The organism is Exiguobacterium sp. A1_3_1, assembly GCF_048985645.1.
In the GTDB taxonomy this organism is placed as follows: domain Bacteria; phylum Bacillota; class Bacilli; order Exiguobacteriales; family Exiguobacteriaceae; genus Exiguobacterium_A; species Exiguobacterium_A indicum.
Genome location: NZ_WBYY01000005.1, coordinates 1 through 18747, shown reverse-complemented (window position 1 = coordinate 18747; position 18747 = coordinate 1). Strand labels below are relative to the sequence as shown.

Sequence of the window (18747 nt, the reverse complement as noted above, 5' to 3'; positions counted from 1 at the left end):
TGATATAGCTTATGGTTTCAAGACGACCTTGATGCATCCATCTGTCCGATCATTAAATGTCTGATAGGCAGAAGCAGCATCATCAAGTGCCACTCGGTGTGTCACGATATCCGTCGGATCAAATTCTTGATTGATGATTTTCTGGAACAGTTCCGGCATCAAATGAATGACTGGTGCTTGTCCCATTTTCAGCGTAATATTTCGGGTAAAGAAATCGCCAAGTGGAAACTGATTATATTTTTTAGCGTAGACGCCTGTCAACTGCACAGTACCAAATTTCCGGACAGCGTCCTTTGCAATGTCAATGGCACTCAACGTTCCACCTTGTAGACCAATCTTTTGTTCAATTTTTTCTACAGGGGACATCTTCCCATCAAAACCGACGCAATCAATTACGACGTCTGCTCCACCTTGTGTCAGCTCTTTAATATACGCACCACTTTCTGCGTGATCCGAGAAATTTACTGTCTCGACTTTATTCGTGACTTTAGCATGATTTAATCGATACACTTGATCATCCACCGCAATGACTCGCTTTGCTCCTTGCATCCATGCAAATTTTTGTGTCATTAGTCCAACTGGTCCTGATCCGAGTACGACGACCGTATCTCCTTTTTTCACACCCGCATGCAGGACACTCCAATACGCCGTAGGTAAAACATCAGATAAGAACAATAATGCCTCATCTTCTAATTCGCATGATTCAGGAATCACGAGTGGCATGAAATTCCCGAACGGAACTTTTAAATATTCCGCCTGACCACCGGGATGTCCACCAAACTCTTCTGTAAAACCGAAGTACCCACCTGTATCGACATGGGGATTTCCGTTCGAGTTATCACATTGACTCTCCATATCATGTTCACAAAAGAAACAGTGACCACAAGCAACATTAAACGGTAACACGACGCGGTCGCCACGCTTGACCTTCGTCACACCTGGTCCAACCTCTTCAACGATGCCCATCGGTTCATGACCAATGACATAATCTTTGTGAGCCGGCATATTTCCTTGATAGATGTGTAAATCTGATCCACAAATGGCAGTCGATGTGATTTTGACGATGATATCATCGTTTTTATCAATCGATGGATCCTGGACTTGTTTGACTTGAACATCTTTTGCTCCTTGGTATGTTACGGCGCGCATATGGCATCCCCCTTAGTGGAATAAAATGACGTACCTTTGTCCTTACCCTAATACAATCTTTTTTTCTACATGTTTATTGAAATTGGAACTTTTCTCCTATGTGTATCGTATGTTGTGAAAAACACACTTTACACAATTAACCTATGAATGAAAGGAGGCACTCGCGTGGCACGATGCACCGTTTGTCGTCAATCCTGGCCTGCTCGAACAATCTATCGTTTAATGTGGTCTGCTCACGGACTGCCCTGTCCGCATTGTCAAAACTCACAACACCTCCATATGGAACATCAAGGTCACTTCCTTCGAATCGGATATTTGATTCCGTGGCTGACATTTCTTCTTATACTGGTCTGCCCTTGGTATGCCAAGTTATCGCACTATGCTTCTCCTCATCGATTATGACGAGATGAAAAAAGACGAACTTGTCGAAAGTGACAAGTTCGTCTTTTTTTGAATCAAGATTTTAATAAGTCGAGTACAGAACGGACTGTAGAGGCAGAGCGATTCAAAGCCTCTTGCTCCTCAGTCGTCAGTTCGAGTTCATAGACATGCTCGACACCGTTTCCGCCAAGAATGACCGGTACACCGAAATACATATCGTCATATCCATATTCGCCTTCGAGATAAGCAATGGCAGGTAGAATACGTCGCTGGTCCTTCAAGATCGCCTCGACCATCTCAGCAATTGCTGCTGCCGGTGCGTAGTAAGCGGAACCGTTTCCGAGTAACTGAACGATTTCACCGCCGCCTTTACGTGTTCGGTCAACGATCGCCTCTAACCGCTCCTTGGATATCAGTTTCTCGATTGGAATGCCTCCCGCCTGAGAATAGCGCAGTAGTGGCACCATGTCATCCCCGTGTCCGCCGAGTACGAATCCCGATACATCCTTTACAGAAACGTTCAGTTCCTCTGCTAAGAATGTCCGGAAACGTGCCGTGTCGAGGACACCGGATTGACCGATGACACGCTCTTTCGGAAAACCAGATGCTTGATAGACTGTATACGTCATCGCATCGACCGGATTCGTCAAAACGATGATGATCGATTCCGGTGCATGCGCGACGATTTCCTTCGTCACAGCCGTCATGACGGCAGCATTCGTACTCACGAGGTCCTCGCGGCTCATCCCTGGCTTCCGAGCGATACCGGCAGTGATGACGACGATATCCGCACCGTTGATGTCGGCATAGTTCGATGTCCCTTTTACTGATGCATCAAACCCGAGGATCGGCGCTGCCTCTTGCATATCGAGCGCCTTTCCTTTCGTCGGATTCTCTTGCTCGGGTCGGTCGACGAGGACGACATCTCCTAGCTCTCGCTGAGCAAGATAGAGTGCTGTCGTTGCGCCCGTAAAGCCACTTCCTATGACTGCGATCTTCTTCCGTCTGTTCATCGACTCATTCCTCCTGATCGGATTACATGTTTTTGATGAGTTCGTCCGCGAATTCAGAACACTTCACTTCAGTCGCACCATCCATGAGACGTGCGAAGTCGTATGTGACGACTTTCGATTCAATCGATGTTTCCATCGATTTGATGATGAGATCTGCTGCTTCGTTCCAGCCGAGGTGACGGAACATCATTTCGCCTGACAAGATGACAGACGATGGGTTTACTTTATCAAGTCCAGCGTATTTCGGTGCTGTACCGTGAGTGGCTTCAAAGATCGCATGACCTGTCATGTAGTTGATGTTTGCTCCAGGTGCGATTCCGATACCACCGACTTGTGCAGCAAGTGCATCTGAGATGTAGTCACCGTTCAAGTTCATTGTCGCAACGACATCGAACTCTTTTGGACGAGTCAAGATTTGTTGTAAGAAGATATCAGCGATTGAGTCTTTCACGATCAACTTACCAGCAGCTTCTGCGTCTGCTTGTGCTTTATTCGCAGCATCTGTTCCTTCTTCTTCCTTGATGCGATCATATTGGTTCCAAGTGAAGACGTGTTCTGCGTATTCACGCTCAGCAAGCTCATAGCCCCAGTTTTTGAAAGCACCCTCAGTGAACTTCATGATGTTTCCTTTATGAACGAGCGTCAACGAAGCGCGTTTGTTCTCGAGTGCATATTCGATTGCTGCACGGACGAGGCGTTCTGTTCCCTCTTTTGAAATCGGTTTGATTCCAAGACCAGATGTCTCAGGGAAGCGGATTTTATTGACACCCATTTCGTTTTGAAGGAACTCAAGCAGTTTTGCAGCGCCTTCGCTACCTTCTGCGTATTCGATTCCGGCGTAGATGTCTTCAGTATTTTCACGGAAGATGACCATGTCTGTATCTTCTGGGCGTTTAACCGGTGAAGGCACACCTGTGAAGTAGCGGACTGGACGAAGACATGTGTACAAATCAAGCTCTTGACGTAGAGCAACGTTCAACGAACGGATTCCGCCGCCGACTGGTGTCGTCAGTGGTCCTTTGATTGCGATGATGTGCTCACGGATGAGATCAAGTGTCTCTTCTGGTAACCAGTTGCCTGTTTTGTTGAATGCTTTTTCACCAGCGTAGACTTCTTTCCATTCGATTTTCTTCTCACCGTTGTATGCTTTTTCAACTGCTGCATCAAACACACGTACCGCTGCGTTCCAGATGTCAGGTCCTGTTCCGTCACCAATGATGAACGGAATGATTGGAGCGTTTGGAACTTGAAGTGTACCGTTAGTTACTGTGATGTTTTCGCCTTGAAGTGTAGCCATGTCTAAAAATCCCCCTTAAGTAATTGTAATCTACATCAAAAATCAGGAGAGGATTGCTCCTCCCCGTCCTTTTAACGTTCTTCGATGGACACGTATGTCCGGTGCGTTTCACCCGTGTAGTCTGCACGCGGGCGAATCAGACGGTTATCGCTATACTGCTCTAAAATGTGCGCCAACCAACCTGACATCCGACTTACTGCAAAGATTGGAGTGAATAGTTCTGTATCAAGTCCAAGTGCATGGTACGTAGAAGCGGAATAGAAATCAACATTTGGTTTCAATCCTTTTTCCGATTGGACGATTTCGTCGATCTTAACTGACATCTCATACCATTTCGGCTCCCCGATTTGAGCAGTCAGCTGACGACTCATTTCTTGAAGGTGCTTCGCACGTGGGTCGCCGTCCTTGTAGACACGGTGACCGAAGCCCATGATTTTTTGCTTGTTCTCAAGTTTATTATGAACATACTCGTCAACCTTTTCAACCGAATCAATTTCTAACAACATCTTCATGACGGCTTCGTTCGCGCCACCGTGAAGTGGTCCTTTTAATGCGCCCATCGCTGCCGTCACACCTGAGTAGACGTCAGAGAGCGTCGCGACACACACGCGTGCTGTGAACGTCGAAGCGTTCAACTCGTGGTCAGCGTGAAGAACGAGCGCTTGGTTGAAAGCTTTTTCTGCAACTTCCGTTGGCTCTTCACCCGTCAACATGAACAAGAAGTTTCCTGCGTATGAAAGACCCGTTTTAGGTGCAATCGGCTCTTGTCCTTTTTTAATACGGGCGTAAGCTGTGACGAGTGTTGCGATTTGTGCCTGTAATTTGATGGCTTTAGCGTAATTCGCCTCAGTCGACATATCTTCCGATGTCTCATCGTAAAGCGCGAGTTGAGAGAGCGCTGTTCGAATCGTCGCCATCGCATTCGCCGACTTCGGTGCTGCCTTCATTGTTTCAAGAACGGCAGTCGCAACCGTTGCTTCGGAAATGAGTGCTTCCGATAGTTGCTTCAATTCCTCTTCTTTTGGTAGACGGTCGTTCCACAACAAGAAGACGACTTCCTCAAATGAGGCGTGCTCCGCCAAATCATCAATCGTATAACCGCCATACGTCAATTGACCATCGATGATCGAACTGATTTTCGATGAAGTCGCGACGATTCCTTCTAAACCTTTAGTTTGCGTCATGACAATAATCCCCCTTTTTTTCCCCAGAAATTTAAAACGCTTTCATTTCCGTATTGAAAAAAAGACGTCCACTCAAGAGTCGTTCCCCATGCTTGTAGCGCTGTACTCTTGAATAGACCATCTTGTTTCTGTTCTTAGTATAAACAAAAATACCCAAAAAGTGAATGAACTTGCATACTATTATCAAAAAATTAATTCAGTTACTTTGCTGATTCGGTTCATCCTGTGAACGCTTTTGCGATGACATCCCACATTCCAATGACGAGCGCCGCGATTCCAGCACCAATCAATGGTCCAACCGGTACACCTCTAAAGAGTCCGACTGCAAGAATCGTTCCAGCTAGCAAGGCTGTCGTCACGAGTGGATCTTCTTTCATCAGTCCAACACCGTGTGCTGCGACGATTGCAACAAAGATTCCTGATAAAAATGAGATGATGCCGATGTGTCCCCGAATACTTTGGAGCAACTCCTTAAATCCGATATCCCCTGCTGCAATCGGTACGAGGATCGCTGCCGTGATCAATGTGACGCCCCACGTGATCCCTTTTGCCTGTAAGGAAGGAAACAGTCTACCATCCAGCCCGATCGCCTTGATGATCAGCAGGAAGGCTGCAGCGATGATTAATGATTTATTTTGTGCGATGACCCCAATGAAGACGAGGGCAATCAAAAAAAGATAAGCTTCCATACGTCCTCCTCATACAAAAAAAGACGGACATGACCTAAGTCACGTCCGTCATGAATGGATTATGCGTTATATAGTTTACCTGTCAATGGATCGATTGAGATCATTTGACCGTCTTTGAAGACTGTCAATGCATCTTCGACACCAACGATGACTGGTTTACCGAGTGATGGTCCAACGATTCCAGCATGGCTTGTCAATCCGCCATCAACTGTGATCATCGCTGCAGCCATCTCGATTGCAGGCATCATGTCACGATCAGTTGAGTTCGTAACGAGGATCATGCCTGGCTTCGCTTTCGCGTTTGCTTCTTCAGCATTGTTTGCGATGACGACTTCGCCAACGACTCCACGCTCACCGATACCGCGACCGTTTGCGATCTCTTTACCGACGATGTGGATTTTCAACATGTTCGTTGTACCAGCAGTCAAAGCAGGAATACCTGCTGAGATGACGACGAGATCACCATCTGTGACGAAACCAGCGTCTTTTGCTGTGTCCGCAGCAAGTGTCAACATATCATCCGTGTTGTCTGAAAGATGATCAACGACGATTGGGTACACGCCCCATACGATGTTTAACTGACGTGCGACACGTGCGCTTGGTGTAACCGCGACGATGTTTGGCTCCGGACGGTATTTCGAGATACGTGCAGCCGTGTAACCCGATTGTGTCGGTGTCAAGATTGCTTTTGCGTCCAAGTTGATTGCAGTGTGCGTAACCGCTTGAGCGATTGCATCCGTTACTGTGTGCTCACTACGTGTCTGACGATCTTTCAACAAGAGCTTGTAGTCGAGCATTTTTTCTGTACGTTTTGCGATCGAGTGCATCATTTGGACAGATTCGATTGGGTAGTCCCCTGCTGCTGTCTCACCTGAAAGCATGATTGCATCCGTACCATCAAGAATCGCGTTCGCGACGTCTGATGCTTCAGCACGTGTTGGACGTGGGAAACGTTGCATCGAGTCAAGCATTTGTGTTGCTGTAATGACTGGTTTACCGAAGTCGTTACAAAGCTTGATCAAGTCTTTTTGAGTTGGTGTGACTTCTTCCGTTGGAATCTCGATACCGAGGTCACCACGCGCTACCATCAAACCGTCCGAAATCGCAAGGATTTCTTCGATGTTATCGACACCTTCTTGGTTCTCGATTTTCGGGAAGATTTTGATATGGCTCGCGTTGTTTTTCTCAAGCAATTGACGAATCGCAACGACGTCTGACGCACGGCGTACGAAAGATGCCGCGATCAAATCGATATCGCTCTTGATACCGAACTCGATATCCGCAATATCTTTTTCTGTCAAAGCAGGAAGGTTAACCTTCACGTTTGGCAAGTTAACGCCTTTTTTCGTCTTGATGACGCCTTCGTTTTCGATGGAACAACGAAGCTCACGGTTCGGAAGTTTTTCAGTGACACGAAGACCGATGAGACCGTCATCAAGCATGATCATCGAACCAACTTCGACGTCATCATAGAGTCCTTCATACGTGACTGAGAATTTATCTTTCGTTCCGACGATTTCGTTTGCGTCTCCGCTAACGATGATGACTTCTTGACCACGTGCGAGAAGCGCTTTTCCTTCTTCAAACGAATGTGTCCGGATTTCTGGTCCTTTCGTATCAAGAAGAATCGTAACGATTTTGTTTGCTTCTTTCGCTGCACGACGGATATCCGTGATACGTGCACCGTGTTCTTCATAATCGCCGTGTGAGAAGTTCAAACGAGCGACGTTCATACCTGCTTCAATCATTTCTGGAAGACGTTTTTCTGACGCCGGTCCAATCGTACATACAATTTTAGTTCTACGCATATTCCATAAACCTCCTACGGTGTTTGGCCAAGTTCTCTTGTCCATTTCAATCCTATCGACGTTCGTTAAATCGAAAGCTGTTTTGAAAGCTCAAGAATATCAAGATCCAGCTCATGTTTATTTTCGTCGAGTGCCTCATCGATATCGAGATCGATCATCTTACCACCACGTACACCTACGACACGTCCTTGTTTTCCTTGAAGTAGGATTTCGATGGCATGCGCCCCCATCCGACTTGCAAGTACACGGTCCGCTGCCGTTGGTGCTCCACCACGTTGAACGTGACCAAGTACCGTGACGCGTGTATCGAGACCTGTTTCTTTTGCGATCGCGTCTCCCACGTCCTGAGCACGACCTGCTCCTTCAGCGACGATGACGATTGAGTGCTTCTTACCGCGGTCGACACCACTTTGAATACGGGAAAGCACTTCTTTTAAATCTTCAGGACGCTCGGGAACAAGAATCGATTCTGCTCCACCAGCAAGTCCTGCATATAATGCGATATCACCCGCATCGCGTCCCATGACTTCAATGACATACGTTCGCTCATGCGACGATGCCGTATCACGGATTTTATCGATCGCTTCAAGCGCCGTGTTGAGCGCTGTATCAAAACCGATCGTATAGTCCGTTCCAGGGATGTCGTTATCGATCGTACCTGGAAGTCCAATTGTCGGGAAACCAAGTCCCGTCAATTTTTGGGCACCACGATACGACCCGTCTCCGCCTACGACGACGAGTGCATCAATTTCAAATTTCTTTAGATTGACGACCGCTTTTGCTCGTCCTTCTTCTGTACGGAACTCAGGGCAACGTGCTGAACGTAGGAACGTTCCGCCTCGTTGAATGATGTCACCGACTGATCCAAGGTTCAACTGGACGATGTCCCCGTTGATTAATCCTTGGTAGCCATTGTAGACACCGAATACTTCTAAGCCATGAAAAATCGCTTTACGCGTGACAGCACGCACCGCAGCGTTCATACCGGGTGCATCGCCGCCACTCGTTAAGACAGCAATCCGTTTTAAACTCACGTTAATCACCTCTCCATTAATCTGAATCTAAAATAGCACGTTGTTTTCTTGTTTTACAACAGGGCAGATTGCATAAACTTTCACTAGCTTTTTCATCATCGATTCCGGAAATGAGGAATATCAATCATGATAGCGATTACATGGTGCTTATGTGCCAATTTGGTGATATTTTTCAGTCCGCTGATCAATGAGCTCTTCCTTGGTCAGATGAACCAATGATTCGAGCTTCTGTACCAATACAGTTTTTAATTTATCCGCCTGTAATGACACATCGAGATGCGCCCCTCCGACGACTTCTGGAATGATGGCATCCGCGATCCCGAGTCGTAATAAATCAGGCGCTGTGATTTTCATCGATTCTGCCGCTTTCTCCGCAAGACTTGCATCTTTCCATAACAATGCTGCAGCACCTTCAGGAGAGATGACCGAATACGTTGAATTCTCGAGCATCAAGAGTTGATCACACACTCCGATTCCTAAAGCACCACCTGATCCACCTTCACCGATGACGATCGAGATGATTGGAACCGTCATACCAGCCATCTCAAACAAGTTTTTCGCGATGGCCTCACTCTGACCACGTTCTTCTGCTGCACGTCCTGGGTAAGCCCCTTTCGTGTCGATGAACGTAATGATTGGTCGATTGAATTTCTCCGCTTGTTGCATGAGACGTAGTGCTTTTCGGTACCCCTCCGGATGTGGCATCCCGAAATTACGACGAATGTTTTCTTTTGTATCTTTTCCGCGTTGATGACCGATGATCGTCACCGGACGACCATTCAGTGTTCCGATTCCACCGACGATTGCCGCATCATCATATCCATGACGATCGCCGTGCAACTCGATGAAGTCTTCACAAATGGATTCAATGTAATCGAGTGTCGTTGGACGTTCTGGATGACGTGCCAATTGAACGCGATTCCACGCTTTCATATTCCCGTAAATATCGAGTTCTAACCGATGAAGGCGTTCTTCAAGAAGTTGGAGTTCTTCCTTGAAGTCTAGTCCTTGTGTTTCCGCCATATCATGGAGCTCAAGAATTTTTTCGCGTAACGCGATGACTGGTTGGTCAAATGGTTGCATGGTTCGTTCCCTCCGCATGTAGCTTTAAGATTCGCGTATAGTACGTTTTCAGATCATGTCGTGATACGACATCGTCCAGTTGACCTGCTTGTAATAAGAATTCTGCTGTTTGGAAATCTTCCGGTAGTTTTTCACGTATCGTCTGTTCGATGATCCGTCGACCTGCAAACCCGATCAACGCCCCCGGTTCAGCGATGTTAAAGTCACCGAGCATCGCAAAACTTGCTGATACCCCGCCGGTCGTCGGATGCGTCATACAAGAAATATAAAGTAATCCAGCATCTGAATGCTGTTTTAAGAAGAGACTCGATTTCGCCATCTGCATGAGACTAACCATTCCCTCTTGCATCCGTGCTCCACCTGAAGCGGAGAAAATCGTGACAGGTAGACGATGTTTTGTTGCGTAACGAACCGCTTCAGAAATCGCAGCACCGACTGCTGCACCCATCGAGCCCATGCGGAATCGTGCATCCATGACACAAGCGACGAGTGGGTGACCATTCACATTCCCGACGCCACAGACGATCGCTTCCTCAAGACCCGTTCTGACTTGGTCGCCCTTTAATTTTTCCGGGTAATCCTGGAATCCAAGCGGATCCGCTTGAACTGCCGGTAAGTCGAAATACGTCACCGAACCTTCATCGAATAATTGCGTAAAACGTTCTTGCGCGGTCAACGGGTGATGATACCCACATGAACAGACACGTAAGTTCGCCTCCAGTTGTTTCGTATATTGGATTAATTTACATTTCGGACATTTCGTCATTAGGCCAACTGGCACATCGACACGCTGCTCCTTCGAAGTCAGCGTGACGAACTTTTTAGGTTTTCGAAAAAATGCTTGCACGTTCAGTTCCCCCTTGTCATCCTATGGGCGGTTCAAGAGTTGTTCCCGTTCCGCCTGCGTATAGAGTTCCCCTTGACCGAAGCTTTTATGGAAGGCATTGACTTGTCGCCAGATTCGTTCAAACAAATCGTTATCGACCGTCTGAATCAACGTCTCACGAAACGCTGCATCGGATGATACGACTGGTGCAAGCACCGAAAGGTCATCCAGCTGCGTGAGCGCTGCTTGCTCAAGCAAGCGGAGCGTTCCTGCCAAGTCTTCGAACTTCGAATCGCCAGTCACTAAGAATTGAGCGATGATTTGAATATAGGTATGATCGTCACGGTTCAATAGAAAGCTTCCGCCTCCATGTCGTGTCTCGACGATCCCTAAATAAGCGAGCGTCCGTAATGCTTCTCGCACGGACGGTCGACTGATGGATAGTCGTTCTGCCAGTTCCCGTTCTGATGGAATACGGTCTCCTGGAACTAATCCATCTTGTTCGATCATCAATTTAATCGCCGCGATATTGGCTTCAAACGCATTTCGTTTCTTCTCCATATCGATACGGCACCACCTTTCTGACCCTTCAGTCGGTTGCTTCAATCGGTGGCATTGGTCAGACCAATTACCCCTTATTATAACAAATCTTATTACCTAGTACTAGTTTGAGCGGGGGACATTTTTCAGGACGACATGATCCTCGCCAAACCGAATACGTAGCCGAGCTAGTAATTCCTCATCATGCTGCACTGCATAGAGCGGCGGTAACGATTTCGTCTCGCGTGAATCCGCGTAGCGAACGACGACTGGAATATCGCCTGGTACTGCTTCAAGCAACTGTTCGAGTGCGGCCAGCTCATTTTTTGATGTTAACTTGACGAATAGCACATCTTGCCCAAGCGGACGCAGACGTTCCAAAATGAACTGACGCTCCCCTTCGCGATCCTGCACCTTTAGTTCAATCAGCAAGACGTTCCCTAAATAAAGTGATCGACGGAATCGTTCATATTGATTCGGGAAGACGACGACCTCTTCATTCGAATATCCGTCGACTGCCTGAATGACCGCCATCGTTTGACCGCGTTTCGTCTTGAATTCTCGAATCTGATCAATATAACAGACTAAATAATGTGTTTCCGAACCGACGCCAAGGTCATGGAAATAAGCAGATTCAACCGGAGCTTTCATTGCTGTCGTCAACGGCGAATACGTCAACCAGAACCCAAGCGCTTCCCGTTCTAATCGTGCCCAATCGGAATCACTTCGTTTCGAGGACTTCTGTGTCCGGCGTTTCCCGAGAATTGCCAACTCGTCTGGAAGTAATGTATTCGACGACTCAGTGAAATATTCGAGTACTTCTTGTTCAGCGAGTCCGCGATCGCCGTGTGTCGCTCGATCTAGCGCACCACTGTAGAGTAACAATTCGATTTTTGCGCGCTCCTTCTTACCCCATCCGACGTGGGTCAATAGATCAGCAATCGTCGCCGTGTGCTTTGATGCTTCCTTTACACGTTCGAACTCTCGCTCGGAAATACCTTTAATCACATGTATTCCGAGACGAATCCCTTTGCCTTCTAACGAAGAACGGTAATCGGAAATCCAGACGTCCGGCGATAGGACAGGAAGATGTCGTTCGCGCATCAATCGGACGAGACGCTCCGGTTGTTCGACCGAGACGAGTAAGAAAATGTGTGGGAAATGCGCTTTGATATATCCGAGGGCGTAACTAATCTTTGAATAGGCGACCGCATGGCTTCGGTTGAATCCATACCCAGCAAATCGCTCAATTTGTTCATAGAGTGAATGTGCAATCGCATCATCGAATCCATTCGATTTTGCTCCTTCGAGAAAACGAACCCGTTCCTGTTCGAGCGAATCCGTACTTTTCTTAGAAATCGCACGTCGTAATAAATCTGCTTGTGCGAGTGTAAATCCAGCCACTCGACGAGTGATTTCCATGACTTGTTCCTGATAGACGATGATGCCATACGTTGGTGCAAGTACGTCTTCTAATACGGGATGTAACATCTGATAAGGTTGACCAGCTTTTCGTTTCGCGTACAGATCAATGAATTTCATTGGTCCCGGACGATAGAGTGACATCGTTGCTACCAAATCCTCGAACCGATTCGGTTTGACTTCGCGCAACGTCTGTTTCATACCCGTCGACTCGAATTGGAAAATATCATCCGTCTCGGCGCGGGCAAAGACTTGGAATGTCGCGCGGTCTTCTTCCGGAATTTGCGTGAGCGTAAAGGATGGCTGTTCTCGTCGAATCAATTCTTCCATCCGACGCAAACGACTGAGATTTCGTAATCCTAACAAGTCAATTTTCAACAATCCTTGACGTTCCAATGCCTGCATCAAAAACTGCGTCACATAGCGTTCATTTGGTCCCGTTTCAACGGGTGTCGTCTCGACGAGCTGTTCAGATCCAATGACGACGCCAGCCGCGTGAACCGAACGTTGTCGCGGGAGACCCTCGACCGCTTGCGCTAGTTGCAACAGTTGCCGGCGCTTTTCGCTTCCAGAGAACCAGCGATATGTCTGTTTGTTTTGTTCGATTCCTTGTAACGTCGTGGATTTTCCAAGCTGTTTGACCGCAGCATCTAATTCATCCTTCGAAAACTCTAGCGTCCGTCCGACGTCTCGCAAAGCGGCTTTGGCACCGAGCGTCGACAATGTACCGATTTGAGCGACGTGATCTTTTCCATAACGCATCACGAGATCCTCTAATACTTCTTCGCGTCGTTCATCTTCGATATCGATATCGATATCCGGCATCGAAATCCGCTCGGGGTTCAAGAAACGTTCGAATAGTAATCCATACTTCAATGGATCCACCGTCGTGATCCCAAGCGCATAGCTGACAAGTGATCCGGCTGCTGAGCCTCGACCGGGTCCAACGAAGATGCCTTTCGCTTTTGCACTACGTACGAGTTCTTCAACGATTAAAAAATAATCGGCAAATCCTGTCTTATGGATGACTGATAGTTCATAAGCGAGACGTTCCCGCGCTTCATTACTTTCATGACCATGTGCCAGTAACCCTTCCTCAGCACGTTTCCGTAATAACGCATTCGAGTCTTCCGCGACACGCGGCAGTGGACGTTGTTGAAACGGTAATTCCAAGCGTTCAGATGTCGTAGCAAACTGCTCCGCCATCGTAATTTCTCGCTCGGTAAAGTCTTCGAGTAACTCTTCCCGGGTCTTTAAATGCATCAGACGATCTGTCTTTTGGTCTTGGAACGTCGTCGCTTCACCAATCGCACGTATCGCTTGATACGCTGACGCTTCATCTCGACGGATGTAACGAACAGGATCGACTGGGACGGTCTCAACACCAAGCGCTGCTGCGACTTCGCGGTAACGCGCACGACTCTCTCGTTCGACCGTTGAGCGACTAGAGGTCACACCCATATATGTACGCGCTCCTTGAACATGTCCCATCCATTGAACGAAGGAACGACGTAGACGCGTCGCATCTTCAGAGGCTTGACGCAGTGGCACGAGCACCGCGATCAGTGATGAAACTTCAGTCTCCCCTTGTTGACTGGCTAGTCGATACAGTTGACGCAGTCCATCAGAAGAAAAAGCAAACCATAAGATACAAAATTCTTCTTCTTCGATTCGCTGCTCCCATCCGACGATCGGTTGCATATTTCGACGCTGACATGCATCGATGAATGCGGGAACTCCTGTCAATGTCGTTTCACAGATGACCGCTCGTCCGATGTGTCGACGGACTAGTTCATCGAGATAGGGCTCGATTCGAACTAAACTCTGTAATGGACTAAACTGCGTTCGAACATTTATATGCATCTTCCATTCTCCTTTCTCTTCTGATGGATGTTTTTAAAAGTTTTCAGAACCTTCATATCTAACTGACTCAAGTACTCGCCATCTGATTTATTATTCGATACAATAAGTATAGAAATATCATGACGGGTACGGAAGGAGCGTTTCTCATGATTTTGAATCGCAGTCAAATCGCACGTGAAAAAGTCGAACAATTAAAGCTCGGTGTTACCGCTTTTACTGAAACGGAAGAAATCGCTGAGAAGATTCGCAAATCTGTCGCTGAACTTCAACTGAATGTCATTGAAGATCACACAGATCGTGGCGTTTGGTTCATTCCGCAAGACGAAACAAAAACGCAATAAGCGTAAAAAGGCTGTTCGCTTCGCTTCCTCAATGAGAGGAGTGAGACCGAGCAGCCTTTTTCCATTTAAAACTGGAAGTTAGCAGCGACCTCGTCCAGACGACGGATGACACGTTCGACTTCACTCAACTGTCCAATCGTTGCACCAGACGCCATCGGATGTCCACCACCATTGAATTCTTTTGCTACTTCATTGATGACGGGACCCTTCGAACGAATCCGGACGCGAACCTCCGTATCCGTCTCAAGGAACAATGCCCAACACTTCATGCCTTTTAAACCGGCAAAACTATTGACGAGCAACGATGCTTGCTCAACCGTCGCACCAAACTGCTTCAACGTATCTTGTGTCAATACGACATAACCGACACCTTGATCCGTCAATTGAATATGTTGCAGGACGTATCCTTGTAAATGAAGCGCCGCAAGTTCTGTTTCGTACATATTGCGATACAACCAGTCCGTATCGATTCCTGCATCAATCAATTGCGCTGCGACTTCAAATGTTCGTTTCGTCGTGCCACGGAATTGGAAACGTCCCGTATCACCAACGATCCCAGCGTAGAATTGAATGGCAGCTGATGTTGGAATCTCGTATCCCCATTCGTTCAATAAATGAACGAGCAGTTCCGATGTCGAACTCATCGTCGTATCGACGAGTTGTACTGGTGCGTATAGATCTTCATCCGGATGATGGTCGATTTTAATGACGTCTTTTCCTGTCATTGCGACCTTCCCGTCAATCCGCGCTTGATTCGCTGTATCCAGAATCACGACTAACGCCTCTTTGTATAATTCATCGTCTACTTGATCGAGCTCTCCCATGAATGACAATGATGTCGCCATTTCTCCGGCCGTTAATACCGTTTTGCTAGGGAATTGATGTTGTAACGTCAATTGCAAACCGAATTGACTACCGAGTGCATCGGGATCTGGACGTTCATGACGATGAATGATGATCGTATCTGCCGCTTCAATCATTTGTTTGATTTGCTCTTTCACTGTGCACAGCTCCTCTAATCTTGATATGATATGAGATGAAGACAAAAAGGAGGTCCTTTTAACATGCAATTCATCCTCATCGCCCTCATCGTTTTCTCGCTTGGTGGGTATTTGTTAGCAAAACGCCGCGCGTTCCATACGAAAAGCACGAACCGAAAATACTTGTTCAATACGCAAGCGAGCATTTGGTTGAGCTTGTTCGTTATCCTATTTGCCGTCAACCAGTTCGTTTCTGGAAACGGATTAACGACACTCGTCGGGAAAATCGTTTGTTCCATTTTAATCATCGTCGGTGTTGCTTCATTCATCGCCGGATTCATCCGTTACAAAAAGATTTATCCGTATGTCGTCCGCGAGATGGAGCAATCCTGAGCTAGATTCAGAGGAACCGAAGTCCATTGACTTCGGTTCTTTTTGGTTCATTTAACGATCGATGAGTTGGGATGTCACGAGTGCCTTCGCAACGATTTGTGTGCCTTGATACATCTCGACATCGACTTTCCCGAATTTTCGACCGACGTCAAAGACATTCGCCCGGATCGTTACCGTGCTCTCGATTTGAACAGGTTTAATGAAATAGATGCTGACGTTTTCGATGACAAGGTCACCTTTCTTCATGTGACGCAACATTCGCGTCGCCCCTTCGACTAGAAGTGTCGTCAACACCCCACTCGAAGCAGTCCCCATGAAGTTCGTCATTTGTGGTGAGACCTCAAGCGATAAGTACGGTCCCCGTTCGTCCTCTGCCGCCTTGATTTGCCCCGTGATTAGATCGTCGAACGTCTCTCCGACTTGTGGCTGACGATTCGCGAGTTGCAGTGCCTTGAGGACGTCTTGACGGCTAATGATCCCGAGCAATCGACCGTACTGGTCGATGACCGGCAGCATCTCGATTCCTTCCCAGACCATCTGATGCGCAGAATTCGTGACACTCGTTCGAATACCGACCGTGATCGGATGACGGGTCATGACTTTTTCAACAGCCCAGTCATGTGGACGGTCAATGATGTCCTTCGCTGTCACGACACCGACGACCTTCATTTGTTCATCGATGACGGGATAACGGTTGTGTTTCGTCTGCTCATTCAACTCGTGCCAGCGTGAAATCGGATCCGTCGTCTGTAAATAGAACGTATCATGCAACGGAATTAAAATATCCGAAACGAGTAAAATCTCCTTTTTGATCAATCGATCATAAATCGCTCGGTTGATCATCGTCGCGACCGTGAACGTATCGTAGGACGTCGAAATGATCGGCAACTCCATCTCATCTGCCAGTCGTTTTGCATCCTCCGTCGTATCGAAGCCACCGGTAATCAATACAGCAGCTCCAGCTTCAAGCACGAGTTCATGTGCTTTTTCGCGGTTTCCGATGATGACGAGACTATCGACATCGATATAGCGCATCATCGCTTCGAGCTTCATTGCGCCAATGACGAATTTCGTCAACGTCTTGTGTAATCCATTTCGACCACCGAGTACCTGACCATCAACGATATTCACGACTTCCGCGAATGTCAGCTTCTCGATATTTTCTTTTTGTTTCTTTTTAATCCGAATCGTTCCGACTCGCTCAATCGTCGAAACGAACCCTAAATTTTCTGCTTCCTTGATGGCGCGATAAGCCGTCCCCTCGGATACGGTCAAATCCTTCGCGATTTGTCGGACGGAAATCTTTGTTCCGACATCAAGATCTTCGATATGTCGAATGATCTGTTCGTGTTTCGTAGGCATACTGTATCCCTTCTTTTCCTTTTTTCTACTCTCCTGTCATTATACTGTACTACTCTAAAGATGAAAACGTGTACTAGTCTGATTTACGATAAATGTTTTTCGAACCGGACGATGATATACTTATGTAGAAAATGAGTAGAGAGGTGGAATCATATATGAGCGAACGTACGAATCAAATCAGTGAATTCCTGAAAGAACAAGGAATCGACTTAGCCATCGTCACTTCGAAGGCAAATGTGTTTTACTTCTCAGGAGTCTACGCTGAACCCCACGAACGTGTCATGGCGGTCCTCGTCGATGTAACCGGCAAACATGTATTATTCTGTCCGGCACTCGAAGCAAGTATCGTTGCAGCGAGTCCTTGGGAAGGAGACGTCGTGACCTATGAGGATCACGAAAACCCATTTGATCGATTAGCAGAATTATTCGCGACATTCGAGCACTCGAATAACCGAATCGGTATCGAAGGAGAACACATGACGTTTAGTCGCTATCAGGAACTAAGCTCACGTCTCGAGAACGCAGCCATTCTTGATATCGGTGAGTCTTTACAAGCGCTTCGTCTGAAGAAAACACCGGAAGAAATCGCTATTCTTCAAGAAGCAGCCACACTTGCGGATGAAGCAATCGAAATCGGTAAACAAGCAATCCGCCCAGGGATCACGGAAATCGAAGTCATTGCAGAAATCGAATATGAAATGAAGAAAAAAGGTGTCCGTGAGATGTCATTTGATACGCTTGTCCTATTTGGTGCAAACAGTGCTGATCCGCACGGTGTACCCGGCGACCGTGTCATCCAAGAAGGCGACTTCGTCTTATTCGACCTCGGCGTCGTTTGGAAAGGCTACTGTTCCGATATTACACGGACCTTCATTTATGGCGAAGCGAACGAAGAACAGAAAAAGATCTATGAAACGGTTCGCCAAGCACTTGAAACCGCGACAGAAGCGAGTCAGATCGGCACGACACTCGGTGCGTTAGATAAGGCAGCCCGTGACGTTATTACAAACGCTGGCTACGGACAGTACTTCACGCACCGTGTCGGTCACGGACTCGGAATCGAGGTTCATGAATTCCCGTCCCTCGCGTCAAACAACCTACTGACGGCTGAAGCTGGTATCGTCTACACACTCGAACCAGGCATTTATGTTCCAGGTGTCGGTGGCGTCCGTATCGAGGATGATATTCATCTCACTGCGGAAGGTCCAGTTGCGTTAACTCGCACACCAAAACATCTTCAATCCATTCCATCATCTTAACTCAAGAAAAATGGAGCTGACTCAACAGTCAGTCTCTATAAAGATAAGGGTGGCAGAATTATAATCTGCCACCCTTATCTCGTGGATGACGCGTCACACGCCACTCCTACAGGAAAAACGCAT

16 protein-coding genes are annotated in these 18747 nt (G+C 47.3%); 3 read left to right on the top strand and 13 right to left on the bottom strand.

Annotated features, from left to right (window positions below; translation table 11 throughout):
* Window positions 1-9: 9 nt before the first annotated feature.
* The 11 genes from F8N00_RS01240 to dnaE form a co-directional block, all read right to left on the bottom strand.
* Complete coding sequence (locus F8N00_RS01240; RefSeq protein WP_023469032.1) at window positions 10-1149, bottom strand: zinc-dependent alcohol dehydrogenase; 1140 nt, start codon at window positions 1147-1149, stop codon at window positions 10-12.
* A 455-nt stretch (window positions 1150-1604) separates the two neighbouring features.
* A complete protein-coding gene (mdh, locus tag F8N00_RS01235; protein WP_058713773.1) occupies window positions 1605-2543 on the bottom strand; it encodes a malate dehydrogenase in 939 nt (312 codons plus the stop codon).
* Window positions 2544-2565: 22 nt separating this feature from the next.
* Entirely contained in the window at window positions 2566-3840 is a 1275-nt protein-coding gene (icd, locus tag F8N00_RS01230) for an NADP-dependent isocitrate dehydrogenase (RefSeq protein WP_050677651.1), read from the bottom strand.
* 71 nt (window positions 3841-3911) lie between these two features.
* Window positions 3912-5024, bottom strand: coding sequence for a citrate synthase (citZ, locus tag F8N00_RS01225; protein ID WP_053454034.1), 1113 nt, complete (start codon window positions 5022-5024; stop codon window positions 3912-3914).
* 218 nt (window positions 5025-5242) lie between these two features.
* On the bottom strand, window positions 5243-5713 hold the full coding sequence (locus F8N00_RS01220) for a DUF441 domain-containing protein (RefSeq protein ID WP_023469036.1): 471 nt from the start codon (window positions 5711-5713) through the stop codon (window positions 5243-5245).
* A gap of 59 nt (window positions 5714-5772) precedes the next feature.
* Complete coding sequence (pyk, locus tag F8N00_RS01215; protein ID WP_058264723.1) at window positions 5773-7521, bottom strand: pyruvate kinase; 1749 nt, start codon at window positions 7519-7521, stop codon at window positions 5773-5775.
* A gap of 65 nt (window positions 7522-7586) precedes the next feature.
* Window positions 7587-8555 (bottom strand): 6-phosphofructokinase, encoded by a 969-nt coding sequence (gene pfkA, locus F8N00_RS01210; protein ID WP_023469038.1) that lies wholly within the window; start codon window positions 8553-8555, stop codon window positions 7587-7589.
* 147 nt (window positions 8556-8702) lie between these two features.
* Complete coding sequence (gene accA / locus F8N00_RS01205) at window positions 8703-9638, bottom strand: acetyl-CoA carboxylase carboxyl transferase subunit alpha (RefSeq protein ID WP_023469039.1); 936 nt, start codon at window positions 9636-9638, stop codon at window positions 8703-8705.
* Window positions 9625-10485: an acetyl-CoA carboxylase, carboxyltransferase subunit beta gene (gene accD, locus F8N00_RS01200; RefSeq protein WP_023469040.1), complete on the bottom strand. Its 861-nt coding sequence runs from the start codon at window positions 10483-10485 to the stop codon at window positions 9625-9627. The genes accA and accD overlap by 14 nt, the downstream gene beginning before the upstream one ends.
* 21 nt (window positions 10486-10506) lie before the next feature.
* Window positions 10507-11025 (bottom strand): FadR/GntR family transcriptional regulator, encoded by a 519-nt coding sequence (locus F8N00_RS01195; RefSeq protein WP_023469041.1) that lies wholly within the window; start codon window positions 11023-11025, stop codon window positions 10507-10509.
* A gap of 102 nt (window positions 11026-11127) precedes the next feature.
* Entirely contained in the window at window positions 11128-14289 is a 3162-nt protein-coding gene (dnaE, locus tag F8N00_RS01190; RefSeq protein WP_421017620.1) for a DNA polymerase III subunit alpha, read from the bottom strand.
* A gap of 146 nt (window positions 14290-14435) precedes the next feature.
* Between dnaE and F8N00_RS01185 the strand changes: the two genes are divergently transcribed.
* Window positions 14436-14630, top strand: a complete 195-nt coding sequence (locus F8N00_RS01185; RefSeq protein ID WP_023469043.1) for a hypothetical protein — start codon at window positions 14436-14438, stop codon at window positions 14628-14630.
* Between the two features lie 65 nt (window positions 14631-14695).
* Here the strand turns inward: F8N00_RS01185 and F8N00_RS01180 are convergent, their stop codons facing one another.
* A complete protein-coding gene (locus F8N00_RS01180; RefSeq protein ID WP_421017619.1) occupies window positions 14696-15631 on the bottom strand; it encodes a DHH family phosphoesterase in 936 nt (311 codons plus the stop codon).
* Window positions 15632-15694: 63 nt separating this feature from the next.
* Between F8N00_RS01180 and F8N00_RS01175 the strand changes: the two genes are divergently transcribed.
* Window positions 15695-16003, top strand: coding sequence for a YtpI family protein (locus F8N00_RS01175; RefSeq protein ID WP_023469045.1), 309 nt, complete (start codon window positions 15695-15697; stop codon window positions 16001-16003).
* 51 nt (window positions 16004-16054) lie between these two features.
* Here F8N00_RS01175 and F8N00_RS01170 read toward each other — a convergent pair whose 3' ends face one another.
* A complete protein-coding gene (locus F8N00_RS01170; RefSeq protein WP_023469046.1) occupies window positions 16055-17365 on the bottom strand; it encodes a DRTGG domain-containing protein in 1311 nt (436 codons plus the stop codon).
* 155 nt (window positions 17366-17520) lie between these two features.
* On the opposite strand from F8N00_RS01170, the gene F8N00_RS01165 reads away from it, so the two are divergent.
* Entirely contained in the window at window positions 17521-18624 is a 1104-nt protein-coding gene (locus tag F8N00_RS01165) for a M24 family metallopeptidase (protein ID WP_055968759.1), read from the top strand.
* Window positions 18625-18747: the final 123 nt, after the last annotated feature.